The sequence below is a fragment of the Cognatilysobacter xinjiangensis genome, from assembly GCF_014651995.1.
Classification (GTDB): Bacteria; Pseudomonadota; Gammaproteobacteria; order Xanthomonadales; family Xanthomonadaceae; genus Cognatilysobacter; species Cognatilysobacter xinjiangensis.
Genome location: NZ_BMXY01000005.1, coordinates 129,249 through 145,904, shown reverse-complemented (window position 1 = coordinate 145,904; position 16,656 = coordinate 129,249). Strand labels below are relative to the sequence as shown.

Annotated in this window: 13 protein-coding genes; 7 read left to right on the top strand and 6 right to left on the bottom strand. The window is 68.9% G+C overall.

Annotated features, from left to right (window positions below; all coding sequences use genetic code 11):
• Window positions 1-78: 78 nt before the first annotated feature.
• The 3 genes from IE066_RS14295 to IE066_RS14285 all read left to right on the top strand — a co-directional run bounded on the left by IE066_RS14295 (window position 79) and on the right by IE066_RS14285 (window position 2,243).
• Window positions 79-852, top strand: a complete 774-nt coding sequence (locus IE066_RS14295) for a TSUP family transporter (RefSeq protein ID WP_189451143.1) — start codon at window positions 79-81, stop codon at window positions 850-852.
• 443 nt (window positions 853-1,295) lie between these two features.
• Complete coding sequence (locus IE066_RS14290; protein WP_229790835.1) at window positions 1,296-1,691, top strand: cupin domain-containing protein; 396 nt, start codon at window positions 1,296-1,298, stop codon at window positions 1,689-1,691.
• Window positions 1,692-1,844: 153 nt separating this feature from the next.
• Window positions 1,845-2,243 carry a hypothetical protein gene (locus IE066_RS14285; protein WP_189451141.1) on the top strand — a complete coding sequence of 133 codons (399 nt, stop codon included), beginning with the start codon at window positions 1,845-1,847 and terminating at the stop codon, window positions 2,241-2,243.
• Between the two features lie 112 nt (window positions 2,244-2,355).
• On the opposite strand, the gene IE066_RS14280 is transcribed toward IE066_RS14285, so the two are convergent.
• Genes IE066_RS14280 through IE066_RS14255 form a run of 6 tightly spaced genes read right to left on the bottom strand, consistent with a single transcriptional unit; the run spans window position 2,356 to window position 9,043 of the window.
• Complete coding sequence (locus tag IE066_RS14280) at window positions 2,356-3,630, bottom strand: dicarboxylate/amino acid:cation symporter (protein ID WP_189451139.1); 1,275 nt, start codon at window positions 3,628-3,630, stop codon at window positions 2,356-2,358.
• 41 nt (window positions 3,631-3,671) lie between these two features.
• Window positions 3,672-4,469: a L,D-transpeptidase family protein gene (locus IE066_RS14275; protein WP_189451137.1), complete on the bottom strand. Its 798-nt coding sequence runs from the start codon at window positions 4,467-4,469 to the stop codon at window positions 3,672-3,674.
• 18 nt (window positions 4,470-4,487) lie between these two features.
• Window positions 4,488-5,333, bottom strand: coding sequence for a MurR/RpiR family transcriptional regulator (locus IE066_RS14270; protein ID WP_189451135.1), 846 nt, complete (start codon window positions 5,331-5,333; stop codon window positions 4,488-4,490).
• Window positions 5,334-5,364: 31 nt separating this feature from the next.
• On the bottom strand, window positions 5,365-6,462 hold the full coding sequence (locus tag IE066_RS14265) for a dipeptide epimerase (protein WP_189451133.1): 1,098 nt from the start codon (window positions 6,460-6,462) through the stop codon (window positions 5,365-5,367).
• A gap of 32 nt (window positions 6,463-6,494) precedes the next feature.
• Window positions 6,495-7,883, bottom strand: a complete 1,389-nt coding sequence (locus IE066_RS14260) for a C40 family peptidase (RefSeq protein WP_189451132.1) — start codon at window positions 7,881-7,883, stop codon at window positions 6,495-6,497.
• A 2-nt stretch (window positions 7,884-7,885) separates the two neighbouring features.
• On the bottom strand, window positions 7,886-9,043 hold the full coding sequence (locus IE066_RS14255) for a DUF819 family protein (protein WP_189451130.1): 1,158 nt from the start codon (window positions 9,041-9,043) through the stop codon (window positions 7,886-7,888).
• A gap of 141 nt (window positions 9,044-9,184) precedes the next feature.
• Between IE066_RS14255 and IE066_RS14250 the strand changes: the two genes are divergently transcribed.
• The 4 genes from IE066_RS14250 (at window position 9,185) to IE066_RS14235 (ending at window position 16,648) form a co-directional block, all read left to right on the top strand.
• On the top strand, window positions 9,185-10,714 hold the full coding sequence (locus tag IE066_RS14250) for a transglutaminase-like domain-containing protein (RefSeq protein ID WP_425488950.1): 1,530 nt from the start codon (window positions 9,185-9,187) through the stop codon (window positions 10,712-10,714).
• Window positions 10,715-10,756: 42 nt separating this feature from the next.
• Window positions 10,757-13,777 (top strand): TonB-dependent receptor, encoded by a 3,021-nt coding sequence (locus IE066_RS14245; RefSeq protein ID WP_189451127.1) that lies wholly within the window; start codon window positions 10,757-10,759, stop codon window positions 13,775-13,777.
• 82 nt (window positions 13,778-13,859) lie between these two features.
• Window positions 13,860-15,122, top strand: a complete 1,263-nt coding sequence (gene lysA, locus IE066_RS14240; protein ID WP_189451125.1) for a diaminopimelate decarboxylase — start codon at window positions 13,860-13,862, stop codon at window positions 15,120-15,122.
• Complete coding sequence (locus IE066_RS14235) at window positions 15,119-16,648, top strand: serine hydrolase (protein ID WP_189451123.1); 1,530 nt, start codon at window positions 15,119-15,121, stop codon at window positions 16,646-16,648. The genes lysA and IE066_RS14235 overlap by 4 nt, the downstream gene beginning before the upstream one ends.
• The last annotated feature ends 8 nt before the right edge of the window (window positions 16,649-16,656 follow it).

Genomic DNA, 16,656 nt, shown 5'->3' with positions numbered 1-16,656 from the left:
TTCGTCGGAGCGACGCCGCTTCGCGGCGCGGTTTAGCTCAGGTGTCAGGCCCCACAGCAGGATGACCGCACGCGGACTATGAGCTACCTCGTCATCTGCTCGGTCGCGTTCCTCGCTTCGGGGCTCACGTTCTTTTCTGGCTTTGGCCTGGGCACCCTGCTGTTGCCCGCATTCGCGTTGTTTTTTCCGGTCGAGCTGGCCGTTGCGCTTACGGGCGTCGTCCATTTTCTGAATGGCCTTTTCAAGCTCGCGCTGATCGACCGTCGGGCAGCATGGCCGGTGGTGCTTCGCTTCGGGGTGCCCGCGATGGGAGCCGCACTTGCAGGAGGCTGGCTGCTCGCTCGCCTCTCCGATGCGGCGCCGTTACTTACTTCTTCCGCGTTCGGCACTGTGCTTCGCGTCACGCCTGTCAAGCTGGCGGTGGGCTCCGCACTGCTGGTGTTCGCGTCGCTGGAGCTCTCGGCCAAGTTCCGGCAACTGTCGTTCAGCCCACGCCTGCTGCCGGTCGGAGGTCTCCTGAGCGGCTTCTTCGGCGGACTATCCGGTACACAGGGTGCACTTCGCTCTGCCTTCCTCGTCCGTGCGGGGCTCTCCAAGGAAGCCTTCATCGGCACCAGTGTAGTTATCGCCGCACTTGTCGATATCTCGCGCCTGACCGTGTACTCGGGCGCCATCGTCCGCGAGAGCCTACGCTTCAACTACTCATTGCTCGGCGCCGCAGTTGCGGCTGCACTGCTTGGGGCAGTACTTGGCAATCGGTACCTCAGCAAGATCACCATGCTGACCGTTCAGCGCATCGTGTCGGCAGCGCTGCTCGTCGTCGGAGTAGGCCTGATTGCTGGCTTGCTTTAGGTCGGGCGTCCGGAGTGGCGCCCAACAACTCCTCCAGGCCGACGCTGCTTCGCGGCGCGGCTCAACTCGAGAGCCCGAGAAGGGAACATGGATGTCCGGGACGTCGCTTCTTATGCTTCTCGCCGACGCTCGCTTCGCTTTTCTCGGCTCTGGAAAAGCGGCCCTTGGTAATGTGGGGCTCAGGATCGATTCCTCGGGGAGCGTACATGACGTTCAAGCGAGTTCTCCTACTGGCCTAGGCCTCTCGGCGTGACCGAAGCACGCTGTTTCGACCATCGACCATCGACCATCGACCATCGACCATCGCTGCCACGACGCGCTGCGCGGCATCGTATTCCGCCGGACGAGCGGACGAGCGGCGTTGAAGCCCGGCGTCCACTCCGCGAGAGTGGGACGACCCGGCGCGTATCGATCACGCCGCGCGGTCTACAGGAGTTCTGATCGTGGCGACGACACGGATCCTCGATACCTATCTGCACATCCGCGACGGCGGCGGCATCGGTGCGGTACCCGTTGGCGAGGCGTTCTGGCGCGATCTCGCGGAGGGCAGGCTGCCGCAGTTGGAGGAAGGCCGGCTGATGTCGGCCTTCACCTTCGACGGGTCCTGGAGCACGTGGGAGCGTCATCCGTCCGGCGACGAGCTGGTGATGCTGCTGTCGGGATCGGTCACGCTCGTGCTCGAGGCCGAGGGCGGTGAGACGTCCGTCGGGCTCGCCTCGCCCGGCGACTACGTGGTGGTTCCGTGCGGTACCTGGCATACCGCCCGCACGGCCGTCACCACCACGCTGCTGTTCCTTACGCCGGGCGCCGGCACGGAGCACCGGCCCGTCGGCGTCTGACGAGCCCGCTGCCATCCCGCCGGGTCACGGAAAAATTCTGGAGCGCGAGCCTTCGGGCCGACGGCCCGCGCCTGCTGCCCAACGCTAAGCTCGCCATGCGCCGGGCAATGCCGCCCCTCGCGCCTAATCGATGTTCCTGCAAGGAGAGTAGGTATGAGCACGAGCAAGACTCTCGCGGTTGCCGTCGCCGCCTTCGTCGGCGGCCTTCTCGCGGCGAACCTTCCGTCCGCCCTCGCCTCGGCCGAGCCGGCGCCGGATCTGTCCAAGCGCAGCTTCACCGTGTTCATCGACGAGGTGAAGCAGAACTTCGTCTTTGGCGACAGGTTCACCGGTCGCTATACCAAGACGGTGACGCTCTCGGATGGGACGGTGCGCGAGATCACGCTGACGCCGATGGTGCGTGACGGCATGCAGGTGGTCGAGTTCCGGGACACCGGCGGCCTCACGTACATGAGCCTCGATGGCACGACCACCAACGGCACCCTCATGGTGCATCTGCGCGACGATGCAAGCGCAGATGCGGCGCTGAAGGCGCAGGGCTGGAAGATGTAGGCCGCGTGGCGGCGGCGGCCCGGCCGTGCTGTCGCGACGGTGGCCGGGCTATCGCCGCGACGGTTGCCGCGCGGCGCAGGCAGGCGCCGCGCGCGTTCGACCGGACTGAACGCTAGGCCCTGTCCTGCGACTCCGAAGCGCCGCCCGCCTCGCGCGGATCGGCCTGTCGCCCGCCGGCGACGATGCTGGTCGCCGTGAGGTCGGCCGTGACGTTGCCGACGGTCGCGAACACGTCGGGAATCGTGTCGAGCGCGAGCAGCACGCCGAGCGGTTCGACCGGCAGGCCCATCGCCTGCGTGACCGGCATATTGGTCGCCATGAAGCTGACCTGCCCGGGCAGGCCGACCGAGCCCATGCTGATCACCACCGCGAGCGCGGCGCCGGCAACGAGCTGGGCGGCGCTCAGGTCGATGCCGTGCGCCCAGGCGATGAATACCGCGACGCCGACGTACTGCATCGGGCTGGTGATGCGGAACAGCGAGACCGCCATCGGCAGCACGAGCGAGACCACCGGCAGCGGATAGCCGAGGCGCCGCCCCGCGCTTTCCAGCATCGCCGGCAGCGAGGCGAGCGAGGACTGCGTGCTGGCCGCGATGGTCTGCGCCGGCAGGATCGCGCTGGCGAAGCTGCGCAGGCGCTCGCGGCCGGCGAACACCGCGATCGGATACAGCAGCAGCGTCATCGCGATGTACAGCGCCACCTGCAGGCCGATGTAGGTGCCGAACACGCCGAGCATGCCGCCGCCCACGCGGGCGCAGACGGCCAGCACCAGCGCGAACACGCCCAGCGGCGCGGCCCACAGCACCCAGCGCACGATCACGATCATCACGTCGGCGACCGCCTGCACGAGCTCCAGCAGGCGCGCGTGGCGTGCCGGCTCGATGCGCGTGAGCGCGAAACCGAAGAACAGGGCGAACACCACCAGCGGTAGCATCGCGCTGGACGCCGCGGCCGCCAGTGCATTGGCGGGGATGATGCCCGTGAACCATTCGGCGAACGAGGCGGGCACCGCGAGCCCGGCGGTGCCGCCGCTGCCGCCGGCCAGCGCCGCCGCGAGGCCTTCGGGACGCGGTAGCAGCGAGAGAAGCAGTGGCGCCGCGAAGGCGGCGAGCGCCGCGCCGCAGGCGAGCAGCACCAGGAAGCAGATGATCGCGCGGCGCGCGGTGCGCCCGGACGCCGCCGCATCGCGCGCGGTGTTGACGCCGAGGATCACCAGCGCCGCCACCAGCGGCACCACCGTCATCTGCAACGCGTTGAGCCAGAGCCGGCCGATGGGCTGCACCGAGTCGGCGACGCGCGTGGCGACCGCCGCGTCCCAGTTCGCGAGCACGAGGCCGATGACAGCGCCGAGGAGAAGTCCGAGCAGTACGCGGGCGGTCGTCGACACGCGAGTTCCTGTAGTGGGATGAGGTGGCGGGAACGCGAGGTTCAGTCGGCGTCGGGCGGCAGCACCGGTAGCTGCCATGCCTGGCGCAGGCGCCGGTAGTCCGCTTCCGGCAACAGCACGAACACCGGGTGATGCTGCGGATCCAGCCAGCGCAGCAGGTGCTGCATGACCGGCTCGGCCATGGCCGTGCAGCCGGCGGTCGGCGTGTCGGGCGTCTTCCACAGGTGCGCGAAGATGCAACTGCCGGCCTGGCGCCGCCCCTCGGCGTTGTGCTCGATGACGAAGCCCAGCCGGTAGCGCGTGTCGCCGTCGGCATGGATGTCGCGGCGCATCGGCTCGGTCGAGCCGGCGATCCCGTCCTCGCCGACCTCGCGCGAACTGACGATGCGGTTGTAGAGCGGCGACGACGGCACGTCGATGCAGTAATCGCTGGCGGTCATGCCGCGATACGGCAGCAACGCTTCGATGCGATCGGCATAGCCGAATGCGGTGCCGATCTCGAACATGCCGGCCGGTGCGCGGCCGTCGCCCTCGCGCTTCTGCGGGCCGCCGCGCTGCGCGGGATGCAGGCCGATGCCCCACGCGCTGCCGGCGCGGCCGAGCACCACGGGCGCCGGCTCGCCGACCTCGGTCCACGCGGCGTCCCCGCGTGCGCGCTCGAAGCGATGCAGGCGTGCGTGCGTGGCGTCCCAGCCGGCGGACGTCACCACGACCATCTGCCCGGCGCCCTGCCAGGCCCGCGCGGCATCCGGCGATGGCGTGGTCGCGCAGGCCGTCAGCGCGAGCGCGCCGAGCGCGGCGATGCGGAGAAGGACAGCTTGGATGCGGGCGGTGGGCATGTATGCGATACCGGAGGATCAGCCGTCGAGCAGATCCTGCATGTGGTCGAGGTTCTCGTCGAGCGTGCGGCGGTGGCCGTCGCTGGTCTCGCAGAGCAGCACGAAGATCAGGTCGAGCAGGTGCAGCACGGCGGACTGGTAGAGCAGCGGCTCGACGTGGCGACGCCCGTCGTGCGCCGAAATCAGCAGGGGAAGCGCCGCATGCGCGCGCAGCGGATTGGGCGTGTGCCGCGTCACCGTGACTACATGGCCGCCGCGCTCGCGCACGCGCCGCGCGATCTGGCACAGCGTGGGCTGCTGGCCGTGCTCGGAGAACACGAACAGCACGTCGTCGTCGACCGCGTTGCACACGCCGGCCTGCATCAGCGCCGCGTCGACGTAGTGCACGGTGAGCACGCCGAGCATCGACAGCCGCGTCGCGAACGCGCGCGCGGGAATGCCGTCCTCGCCCAGGCCGATCACGTAGACCTTGCCGGCCTGGCGGATCGCGCGCGCGATCGCATCGATCTGCTCGGGCGAATTGATCAGCCGCGTGGCGGCCTCGGCCTGCGACTTGAGTTCCCATAGCGCGTCGGCGAGCGCGCCGAGCGGATGCGTGGCGGTAGGCGCGACGTCCGCCGCGGCCTCGCCGTCGGGCCGCGCGGCGGCCTGCACGATCGAGTACTTGAGGTCCGGATAGCCCTTGTAGCCGAGCTTCTGGCTGAACTTCACCACGCTGGATTGGCTGATGCCGAGCGCGCTCGCCAGCTGCTGCGAGGAGTAGTCGCGCAGCAGATGCGCGTTCTCGAGCAGGAAATCGGCGACGCGCCGCTCGATCGCGGACATGCGATCGCGTTCGGCGCGGATCCTCAGCAGCGGCGACATGCGCGGGGCCCGGTGATGGTCTGGGGCCGAATCATGCCGGAATCGGCTGCAGCCCCTGGATGCTGCGGATGCCCAGGCCCGGGGCGTCGGTCACCGAGATCTCCGACTCGTTGAAGATCACGCCGCCGTCGACCGGGTTGTACGCGCAGAGCGAAGGCCCGTCGAGGTCGACCTTGGTGATCGCATCGGCCTTCGCCACCGCGAGGTGCACCGCGGCCGCCACGCTGATGCTCGATTCGAGCATGCAGCCGATCATGCATTCGATGCCGTAGAGGGAGGCGATGTCGGCGATGCGGATCGCGTTCGACAGCCCGCCGGTCTTCATCAGCTTGATGTTGATGATGTCGGCCGCGCGCATGCGGATCAGGTCGATGACCTCGGTCGGGCCGAACACGCTCTCGTCGGCCATGATCGGCGTGTGCACGTGTTCGGTGACGTACTTCAGGCCATCGAGGTCGCGTGCCTTGACCGGCTGCTCGACCAGTTCCAGACGCACCCCGGCGTCCTCCAGCGCGGTGATCGCGTAGACCGCCTGCTTGGCGGTCCAGCCCTGGTTGGCGTCGAGGCGCAGCAGCGCGCGGTCCTCGACCGCCGCATAGATCGCCTTCACGCGCTCGATGTCGACGCCGATGTCCTTGCCGACCTTGATCTTCAGCGACTCGAAGCCGCGGTCCACCGCGCTCAGCGAGTCGGCCACCATCTTGTCGATGTAGTCCACGCTGATGGTGATGTCCGTGGTGATCACCGGGTCGCCGCCGCCGAGCATGCGGTAGAGCGGTGCGCCGTAGAGCTGGCCGAACAGGTCGTAGACGGCGATCTCCACCGCCGCCTTGGCGCTGGTGTTCTTCTCCAGCGCGGTCTGGATCAGGTGCGTGATGCGGTTGAGGTTGGCGATCTCCTGCCCGATCAGCCGCGGCCCGATGAAGCGGCGGATGGCCTCGAGGATCGAGCCGTGCGTGTCGCCGGTGATCACCGCGGTGGCCGGTGCCTCGCCGTAGCCGACGTGGCCGGTGTCCGTATGCACCTCGACGACGATGTCCTCGACGGCCTCGACCGTGCGCAGCGCGGTCTTGAACGGCGTTTTCAGCGGGATCTTCAGCAGGCCGAAGCGGATGTCGGTGATTTTCATTCGATGGCTTGGAAAGGGGGACGACGCGCCGCTCAGGGGCGGATGCGCTGGATGTTGGTGATGCGGTCGACGAAGCTCTCGCTGCCGTTGAACATCAGCGGGGTGAGCGGCGACACGGTGACGCCGTTGGTCTTCGCGCGGCGTGCCGTGCCATCGGCATCGCGCCAGCTCAGGCCGGTGGTGTCGTGGATGACGTAGGGTTCGCCGTCGACCTGGCCGATCGCCATCATCACGTGGCCGGGGATGTAGATGAGATCGCCGGGCTGCAGCCCGCGCACCAGCGCGAGGCGCTTCTCGCGACTGTCGTTCTTGGTGAGCGCGATGCGGTTGAAGGCGGGGCTGACGGCCTGGTCGCTGGTATTGCGCGGCAGCTCCACGCCCATGCTGCGGTAGACCTCGGACACGAAGCCGCTGCAGTCGCGGCCGTTGAAGTCGTGGCCCCATCCGTAGCGCTCGCCGAGGAAGCGGAAGGCCTGGCGGATGATGTTGGCCTGCGTGAGCGGCAGGTAGTCAGCGCTCGTCGGCTCGATGCGCGGCAGCAGCGCGGGCGAGAACGCGAGCGAGCCGTCGGCATTGCGCACCGGCAGTTCGATCACGTGCGACGTATAGCCGTGCTGGCCGTTGACGGGGTCCGCGACCGGCCAGTCGGCCAGCACGGGCACGCGCACGCCCATGTCGAGCTGCAACTCCGACACCGCCGGCGCCTCGGGGGTGAACACCGTATGCACCTCGCCGCCGGTGACGATGCGGTAGGGCGTCTTGCGCGCATGGCCGAGCACCGTGTCGCGATCGCCCAGCGCGACGTGGCGCTTCTCGACCCAGGCGGCATAGCGCGGGCTGACCACGAACCACCACTTGCCGTCACGGCTCTCGTGCGCGACCGCGACCGGATCGCCGGGAAACAGCGCGCTTTCCTGGAAGCGGTCGATGTCGCGGTCGCCGGCCGACGAGAACGCCGGCTGCAGCGTCGGGAATCCGCGCAGCGGCGCGCGGTGCACGACGAGCCCGTAGCGCGTCGTCCGCGTCGCCGCGATGCCGGCGACGTCCGCATTGGCGACGATCGCGGCGACCGCCTTGCCATCGATGGCGCGGCCCCGCGCATCGAACAGCGACGCCTTCGGCGGCGAGGACAGCTTCTGCACCCAGGGCGCGACCGTCGCGCGCGGCAACGCGGCCGGCAGCGCGGCGAGGTCGTGCATGCTGCGGTCGAGCGCGTAGACCCGTGCGTTCTGCTTGGCGATCGCATTGGCATCGAGGACCACGCGGTCGGCCTGCGGCAGCCGCGAAACCCAGTAGCCGGGTTCGAGCTGTGCGCGTTCGACGCCGATCACGCCGGTATCGGCGGGCACCGTCCAGTCGCGTGCCTGCACGGGGGACAGGGCGAGCAGCAGGGCGGCGGCGAGGGGAGCGAGCAGGCGCATGGTCAGGTTCCGTAGGGCGACAGCGTGGACAGCAGGCCGGCGATCGACAGGCCGACGGCGGTGCCGATCACCAGCCCGAGCGTGGCCAGCAGCACGGCGGCGGGCACCAGCGCCCGCGAGTAGGTCGCGGCGAGCACCGGCGCGGTGGCGACGCCGCCGATCTGCGCGAGCGAGGCGATGCCGCAAAGGTAGAGGTCGAAGCGGAAAAGCTTCGCGAGCAGCGCGAGGATCGCGATGTGCAGCAGCAGCACGCAGAAGCCCGCGGCGACGAACAGCGGCGCGGTGGCGAGGCCGTCGAAATTGCTCTGCGAGGCCAGCACGGCGACCAGCAGCGCGAGCATCGCGCTGGCGAGCGGCGCGGGCACGGGCGAGCGCGCGGCCGGCGTGCGCGCCAGTACCAGCCCGATCACCGTGGCGACCAGCACCGTCCACGCGGTGGCGGTCAGCAGGCCGTTGGAGGGCAGGTGCGCCGCGGCGGCCATCGACACGTTGCCGACGACCAGTGCCGCGCCCAGCCAGAGCAGTACGTCGCCGCCGGTTGCATTGCCCTTGGCCGGCGCTTCGACCTCGACCAGCACGTCGCGCATGTCGGCGCGCGTCCAGCGGTCGAAGGCCGGTGCCACGCGCACCGCGGAGAACAGCGCCACCACCCAGACCGAGTAGCACAGCGCGTCGGCCAGCAGTACCGAGGGCAGCAGGTTGTCGGGCAGCCCGACCGATTCCTTCACCGCGACCAGATTCGCCGAGCCGCCGCTCCAGGTCGCGCTGAGCGCCGACAGCATCATCCAGCCCTCGGCCGGCAATGCATGGCGGAACAGCAGGTAGGTCAGCAGGATCGCGATCTGGATGCTCGCGAGCGCGCAGGCGAACACGGCGAGCACCCGCGGGCCGAGCTTGAGGATCGCGCGCAGGTCGCAGCCGATCATCAGCAGGAACAGCAGCGCGGGCAGCAGCTGCGAGGTCAGCGCCTTCTGCGCGCCGACGATCGCCTCGCTGGCCTGCCAGACACCGGACACCGCGAGCGCGGTCACCAGCAGGTAGGTGAGCACGATGGGCGGCAGCACCGAGAACAGGCGCCAGCCGTACCGGCGCTCGAGCACCGGGAACAGGCCCGCCGCGAGCAGCAGCAGCGCGACGTAGGGCCAAACCGAATCGATCATCAGCGACCGCTACCCCTCGGACCCCGCGTCCGGTGGAGGAATAAAAACTTCTTTGCGGGGCGCAGTCAAGAATAAATTATTGACCGGCGGTTTTCGCCATGTTACACACCCGTCACGTGCCCCAGACGGGTCGTCGCCCACGTGGACCGCTGTTCGCTCTCTCCGATTCCGAACGCGCCCGTCGCGCAGGCCCGACTTGCGCCATGGCGAGCCTGCGTCGCCGCGACGGTGCTCGCGGCTGCGCTCGGCGCGTCGTCGGCGATCGCGGCCGACGCCACGCTCGATGCGGTCGCGCGCGACATCGACGCGGGTCGCTTCGAAGCCGCGCAGGCGCGCATCGACGAGCGTCTGCGCGACGGCGACCTCGCGCCCCAGGTGCGACGCGACCTCGAATTCCAGCGCGAGCGCATGCGCCGCATCCGGCTGGATTTCCCGATGACCGAAGCGCAGGCCCTGCAGCGCCTGCGCGAGCGCATTCCCGACCTGCGCGAGGACGAGTTCCGCCGCTGGAAGGCAAGTGGGCGGATCGAGCACATGGTCATCGACGGCACGCCCTATTACTTCGCACGCTCGATCTCCAACCTGTTCCTGCTCGATCCCGAGGCCGCCGCGCGCCGGGCGCCACCGGTGAAGCCGCCCGTCGTCGGCCCGATGGAACGCGCGAACGCGTACCACGTCGAGGCCGTGCGCGAGGCACGCGCGAGCGGCCGACACAGCGTCGCGCCGCGGCGCGTGCGCGTCACCCAATCGCTGGTCGTCGAGCCCGACGCCGTGCCCGCGGGCGAGGTGCTGACCGCGTGGATCCCGTATCCGCGCGTGATCCCCGGTCAGCAGGAGCGCCTGCTGTTCGCCGGCTCGCAGCCGGCGGCACATCGCATCGCGCCGGAATCGGCGCCGCAGCGCACCGTGCAGCTCGAGCAGCGCGCGAAGGCCGGCCAGCCGACGCGCTTTTCGATCAGCTACGAGCTCACCGTCCACGGGCAGGTCAACACGATCGACGCCGACAGGGTAGTGCCGCTCGACGACGCCACCATCGCGCGCGACGGCCTTGCCGCGCACCTCGGCGAACGCGCGCCGCACATCGTCTACACCGAGGCGATGCGCGCGTTCTCGAAGCAGGTCGTGGGCGACGAAACCAATGCGGCGCGCATCGCCCGCAAGCTGTTCGACGCGGTCGACCGCATTCCGTGGGCCGGCGCACGCGAGTACTCGACGCTCACCAACATCAGCGACTACGCACTGCACGCGGGCCATGCCGACTGCGGGCAGCAGACCCTGTTACTGATGACACTGCTGCGGCTCAACGGCATCCCGGCACGCTGGCAGTCGGGCATGGTCTTTTCCGACGGCGACTACGACAACCTGCACGACTGGGGCTGGATGTACCTCGCCCCGTACGGCTGGGTGCCGATGGACGTCACCACCGGGCGCCTGGACGGCGCGGGCGATCCCGGCGTCGAGTGGTTCTACTTCGGCGGCCTCGATGCCTACCGAATCGCCTTCAACGACGATTACGCGCAGGCATTCGTGCCGCCGAAACAGCATTTCCGATCGGACACCGTGGATTCCCAGCGCGGCGAAGTGGAGTGGCGGGGAGGCAATCTCTACTACGACCGCTGGGATTACACATTCGAGGCTCACGTACTGCCGGAACCCAAGCCGGGCGAATGACGCCCACGGTTCGCGGCCCGCACATCACGCGTTGGAGGGGACATGAAAGCCAAGCGGTCGTTGTCGAAGGGGTTGAAGAAGGGCGCGCTCTGCGTCGCATTGACGGCGTGCCTGGGCGCGATGGCGCCGATGGCGCTGGCGCAGAGCGCGACCGGCGCCGTCGCCGGCCGCGCGGGCGCGGGTGACCAGATCAGCATCACCAACCCGGCCACGGGCGTGAGCCGCACCGTCACCGCGGGTAGCGACGGCAGCTATCGCCTGAGCCAGTTGCCGGTCGGCGACTACACGGTGCAGGCGCTGCGCGACGGCCAGCCGGTCGGCGCATCGGTGCAGGCCAGCGTGTCGCTGGGCGGCACAACCACCGTCAACCTGCGCGACGGCGTCGACGCCGGCAGCATCGACTCGGTGCAGGTGATCGGCTCGCGCATCGTCAACCGCGTCGACGTGTACTCGACCGAAAGCGCGACCAACGTGACGCGCGAGGACATCGCACGGCTGCCGGTGGCGCAGGACCTCACGTCCGTCGCACTGCTGGCCCCCGGCGTGATCGTGGGCAACTCCGGCTTCGGCGGCGTTTCCTTCGGCGGCTCCTCCGTCGCCGAGAACTCGATCTTCATCAACGGCCTCAACGTCACCGACTTCTACAAGCGGCAGAGCTTCTCGACGGCGCCGTTCGCGTTCTTCCAGGAATTCCAGGTCAAGACCGGCGGCTATTCCGTCGAGTTCGGCCGCAGCACCGGTGGCGTGATCAACGCGGTGAGCCGCCGCGGTACCAACGAAGTGCATGGCGGTGTCGAGCTCACCTTCGAGCCCAACGCGCTGCGTTCGACCGCCGAAGACCATTACTACGCCGATGGAACGGTCAACGTGCGCTCCAGCCGCGACAAGTCCTCGTTCGCCAAGGCGAACGTCTGGGCGTCCGGGCCGCTGGTGGAGGACAAGCTGTTTCTGTTCGCCATGTACGAGCAGCGCGACTTCGAGTCCGGCTTCACCAACGCCGCCGGCAGCAACTGGACCAAGCGCAAGTCCGACAACGGCTTCTGGGGCGCCAAGCTCGACTGGAACGTGACGGACGATCATCTGATCGAACTGCTTGCCTTCTCCGACGAGGGCGATGCCAACGACCTGCAGTACCCCAGCTACGACTTCGCCACGGGCACCATCGGCGCCGCGCCGCCGAACCCGTCCACGACGTCGAGCGGCGGCCAGAGCGGGTCCTTTACCTATACCGGCCGTTTCGGCGAGAACTTCGTCGCCAAGGCCATGTACGGCATCAACCGGAGCAGCAGCTTCGGGCGCTCGCTGGCCGACACGCAGTGCGACTGGGTGACCTACAACAACGCGAGCTACGGCGCGGTCTACCGCGCGATGGGTCAGCCGGCCCTGGGGTGCCACCCGGGCGCTAACGTCGTCTCCCACGAGGACGAGCGCAAGGTCAAGCGCCTGGACTTCGAGTGGACGCTCGGCGATCACCTGCTGCGATTCGGCTGGGACCACGAGCTGATGACCACCGACCGCGTCTCGTTCTATCCGGGAAGCGGCATCCAGTACACAGCCTACGGCCGCACCAGTCCCACACAGGTGCTCGACAATGGCGCTGTGCTACCTGCTGGCGTGGACGCGTTCCTGATGGGACGCAAGCGCGCCGACGGTGGCGTGTTCGACATCGAAGCGAGCGCGTTCTACCTCGAAGACGTCTGGAGTATCACGCCGAACCTATTGCTCAACGTCGGCCTGCGTGTGGACGGCTTCGAGAACTTCGACGCCGCCGGCAGCAGCTATATCAAGCTCGACAAGCTCGTCTCGCCGCGACTCGGCTTCTCCTGGGACATGAAGGGTGACGGCAGCACCAAGCTGTTCGGGAACCTCGGCCGCTACTACATGCCCGTGCCCAGCATCATCAGCTACAACTTCGCCGGCGGGCTGACCGACGAGCGCTCGTTCTATGCCCTGAACGGCTGGAGGCCAGCGACCAACCCGGTGACCGGCGCCACGTACATGGAGCCGATCATCGGCGCGCAGATCGGAGGCGTCGACGACAGCTTCAACCTGTCGAACGAGCCCGTGGACCGCGACCTCGATGCGGTCTACCAGGACGAGGCAATCATCGGCTTCCAGGCGATGATCAACCAGGCATGGTCTTGGGGCGTGAACGCGACCTACCGGCGCATGCCCAACGCCATGGACGACGTGCGCATCAACGCTCTGTGCGGCGTTCGCCACGACACGCTCTGGCCGATCGCCAATCCGGGCGACAGCCTGACGCTCTGGGGCACAAAGGCCATGGGTTGTGCCCAGGACGGCTGGGTGACCATCGACACGTCGAAGGAGGGCTACATCACCGTCGGCAGCAACCGGGTCATCGGGTACTCCAAGCCCAAGCGCACCTACAAGGCCGTCGAGTTCCAGATCGACCGCGCATGGGACGACAAGTGGGCATTCAATGCCTCGTACCTGTGGTCAAAGCTGGAAGGCAACCACGAGGGCCCCGTCAATTCCGACACGAACTACGGCGACACCGGCATGGTCCAGCACTGGGACCACCCGGCAAACAACGAGCGCTATGGTGATCTGTTCAACGACCATCGCCATCAGATCAAACTGCGCGCGAGCTACAAGCTCAACGAGATGTGGTCCTTCGGCAGCACGTTCACCGCCCTGTCGGGCGGCCCGATCACCGCGTTCGGCGTTACTTGGCCGGACGAGAACTTCGCCGTCGCCAGCTACACCAGCGAAGGCAGCGGCGGTGGCACAGGCTGGCTCTGCGTCCAAAACTGCAGCGGGCCGTATAACCAGCGCGTGTACGAGTATTCGCCTCGCGGCGCGTTCGGCCGGATGCCGTGGACGTACAACCTCGGCGCCAACGTGACGTGGACTCTGCCGGTGAAGGGCATCGACCTCAAGGCGCGCCTGTCCGTCTACAACCTGCTCAACGACCAGGAAGAGATCAACGTCCGCGCGCGCTACGAGGGCCAGCCCGGCCAGCGTCGCTCCACGTTCGGTACTGCGACGCGCTGGCAGTCGCCGCGCTACGCGCAGCTGGTGGTGACCTGGAACTTCTGACCCTGCCCCGAACGCGGTCGCCGGGTTTCCCGGCGACCGCAGCGGCCGGTGCGGGACCCGCCGCCGCCCCGATGCGATGACCATGAGCGATCAACCCACGCCGTCGGCGATCCTCGACGGCGTCGACCTGCGCGCGCTCGCCGCGAGCCTGTCGACGCCTTTCTACGCGTATTCCGCCGGCGCGATCCGCGCGCGCGTGCAGGGGCTGCAGCGCGCGCTCGACGGGCTGGACGCGCGGCTGTGCTTCGCGGTCAAGGCCAATTCCAACATCGGCGTGCTGCACCTGATGGCGGGGCTGGGGGTCGGTGCGGACATCGTGTCGGCCGGCGAGCTGTGGCGCGCGCGGCAGGCGGGCATCGCCGCGTCCGACATCGTGTTCTCCGGCGTCGGCAAGTCCGCCGACGAGATCGCCGCTGCGCTCGATGCCGGCATCTGGAAGTTCAACCTGGAATCCGCCGACGAGCTGGCGCTGCTGCAGGACATCGCCTACGGGCGCGGCGTCGTGGCGAGCGCCGCCGTGCGCGTGAACCCCGACGTGGACGCGCGCACGCACGCCAAGATTTCCACCGGGCGCGCGGAGAACAAGTTCGGCGTCGACATCGACGAGGCGCGCGGATGGTTCGCCAACGCGGGGCGCTCGCCGAATGTGCGGCTGGACGGCCTGCATGCGCACATCGGCTCGCAGATCCTGGAGCTCGCGCCGTTCGAGCAGGCCATCGCACGCGTCGCCGCCTTCTGGCGCGAGCTGCGCGAAGCCGGCCATCGCATCGACAGCATCGACCTCGGGGGCGGCCTGGGCGTCTGTTACCGCGCCGGCCACGACCGGCCGATCGATCCGGACGATTACGTCGCGGTACTGCGACGCGAGCTGCACGACTTCGACGGACGCATCGTGCTCGAGCCCGGGCGCTACCTCGTCGCCGAGGCAGGCGTGCTGGTCACGCGCGTGCTGCGCGTCAAGCACGGCCGCGGCCGCGACTTCCTGGTGCTGGACGCGGCGATGAACGACCTGCAGCGGCCTGCGCTCTACGACGCCTGGCACGACATCCACGTGGTGCAGGACGCGTCGGCGCCGTTGCAGTGCTACGACGTGGTCGGCCCGGTCTGTGAAACCGGCGACACCTTCGCCCGCGACCGCGTGCTGCCGCGCTGCGCCGCGGGCGACCTGGTACTGATCGGCGGGGCGGGTGCGTACGGCGCGTCGATGAGCTCGAACTACAACTCGCGACCGTTGCTCGCCGAAGTGCTGCTGGACGCCGGCCGCTACGCGGTCGTGCGGCGGCGGCAGAGCTTCGCGCAGATGATCGCCAACGAACAGTTGCCCACCGCCTGGAGCGAGGCATGAAGACGCGCCTGTGCCTGCTGTTGTCCCTGCTGCTGCCGTTCGCGGCGAACGCGGCCGATCCGGCGATCGATGCCGCCTTCGACGCCACGATGCAGCGCTACCGCCTGCCGGGTCTCGCGGTCGGCATCGTCCAGGACGGCGAGGTCGTCTACACGCGCACCGCGGGCGAACTGGCCGCGGGCAGTGGCGAAGCGATCGATTCGAAGACGCTGTTCAAGATCGCCTCCAACACCAAGGCGATGACCGCGGCCACGCTGGCGCGCCTGGTGGACGCCGGCAAGCTCAAGTGGGACGACCCGGTACAGCGTCACCTGCCGCAGTTCCGCATGCAGGATGCGTGGGTGACGCGCGAAATGCAGGTGCGCGACCTGCTGATCCACAACAGCGGCCTGCCCGCCGGCGCCGGCGACCTGATGCTCTGGCCTGAGCCGAACGACTTCAGCCGCGCCGACATCATCCAGGGGCTCGCGCACCTCAAGCCCGTCTACAGCTTCCGCTCGCGCTACGCCTACGACAACCTGCTCTACATCGTCGCCGGCGAAGTCGCCGCCGCGGCGGGTGGTGCGCCCTACGAAACGCTCGTGCGCCGCGAAGTCTTCGAGTCGCTGGGCATGCAGCGCTGCCAGGTCGGCGACTGGCGCCGCGACGAGGTCGGTAACGTCGCCCAGCCGCACGTGTGGCGCGACGGGCGCAACATGCCGGTGCGCGCCGACGGCGTGCAGGTGCGCGCGACCACGATGGAGGCCGCCGGCGGCATCCGCTGCAGCCTCGACGACATGCTGGCCTGGGTGCGTGCGTGGCTGTCGCCGCAGGACACGGCGGCATGGCTTTCGAGCGCGCAGCGCCAGGCCGTGTGGGCGCCGCAGATGCCGATGCCGCTGTCCGCCCGCATGCGCGACTGGGATCGCAGCCATTTCTCCGCCTATGGCTATGGCTGGCGGCTTGCCGACGTCGACGGCGAGTTCAAGGTCGCGCATACCGGCACGCTGATGGGCATGTACTCGGCCGTGACGATGCTGCCGGACCGCAAGACCGGCTTCGTCATCCTGATCAATGGCGAGGCCGAGGACGCGCGCACCGTGCTCACGCAGGTGCTGGTCAAGCACTACACCGCGCGCGATCCGTCGCTCACCGTCGCGCATTACGCCGGCCTGCTCGATGCCGAGCAGGCGCGTCGCCCCGCCGAGGAGAAGGCGCCGGACACCTCGAAGCGCCGCGCCGCGAAGCCCGCCGAGCTGCAGGCGCGCCTCGGCGTCTATCGCGACCCGTGGTTCGGCGAGGCCTCGCTGTGCGTCGACCGCGGCGCGGTGCGCCTGCGCGCCGTGCGTTCCCCGCGCCTGACCGGCATCGTGCAGCGCGTGGGCGAGCGCTGGCTGGTGAACTGGGACGATCCGGGCGTCGACGCCGAAGCCTGGCTGCAGTTCGACGAAAGCGGTCTGATGCGCATGGCCAAGGTCGATCCGCAGGCGGACTTCAGCTACGACTACGAGGACCTCGCGTTCCAGCGCAGCGGGACCTGTCCTTGAGACGCGAC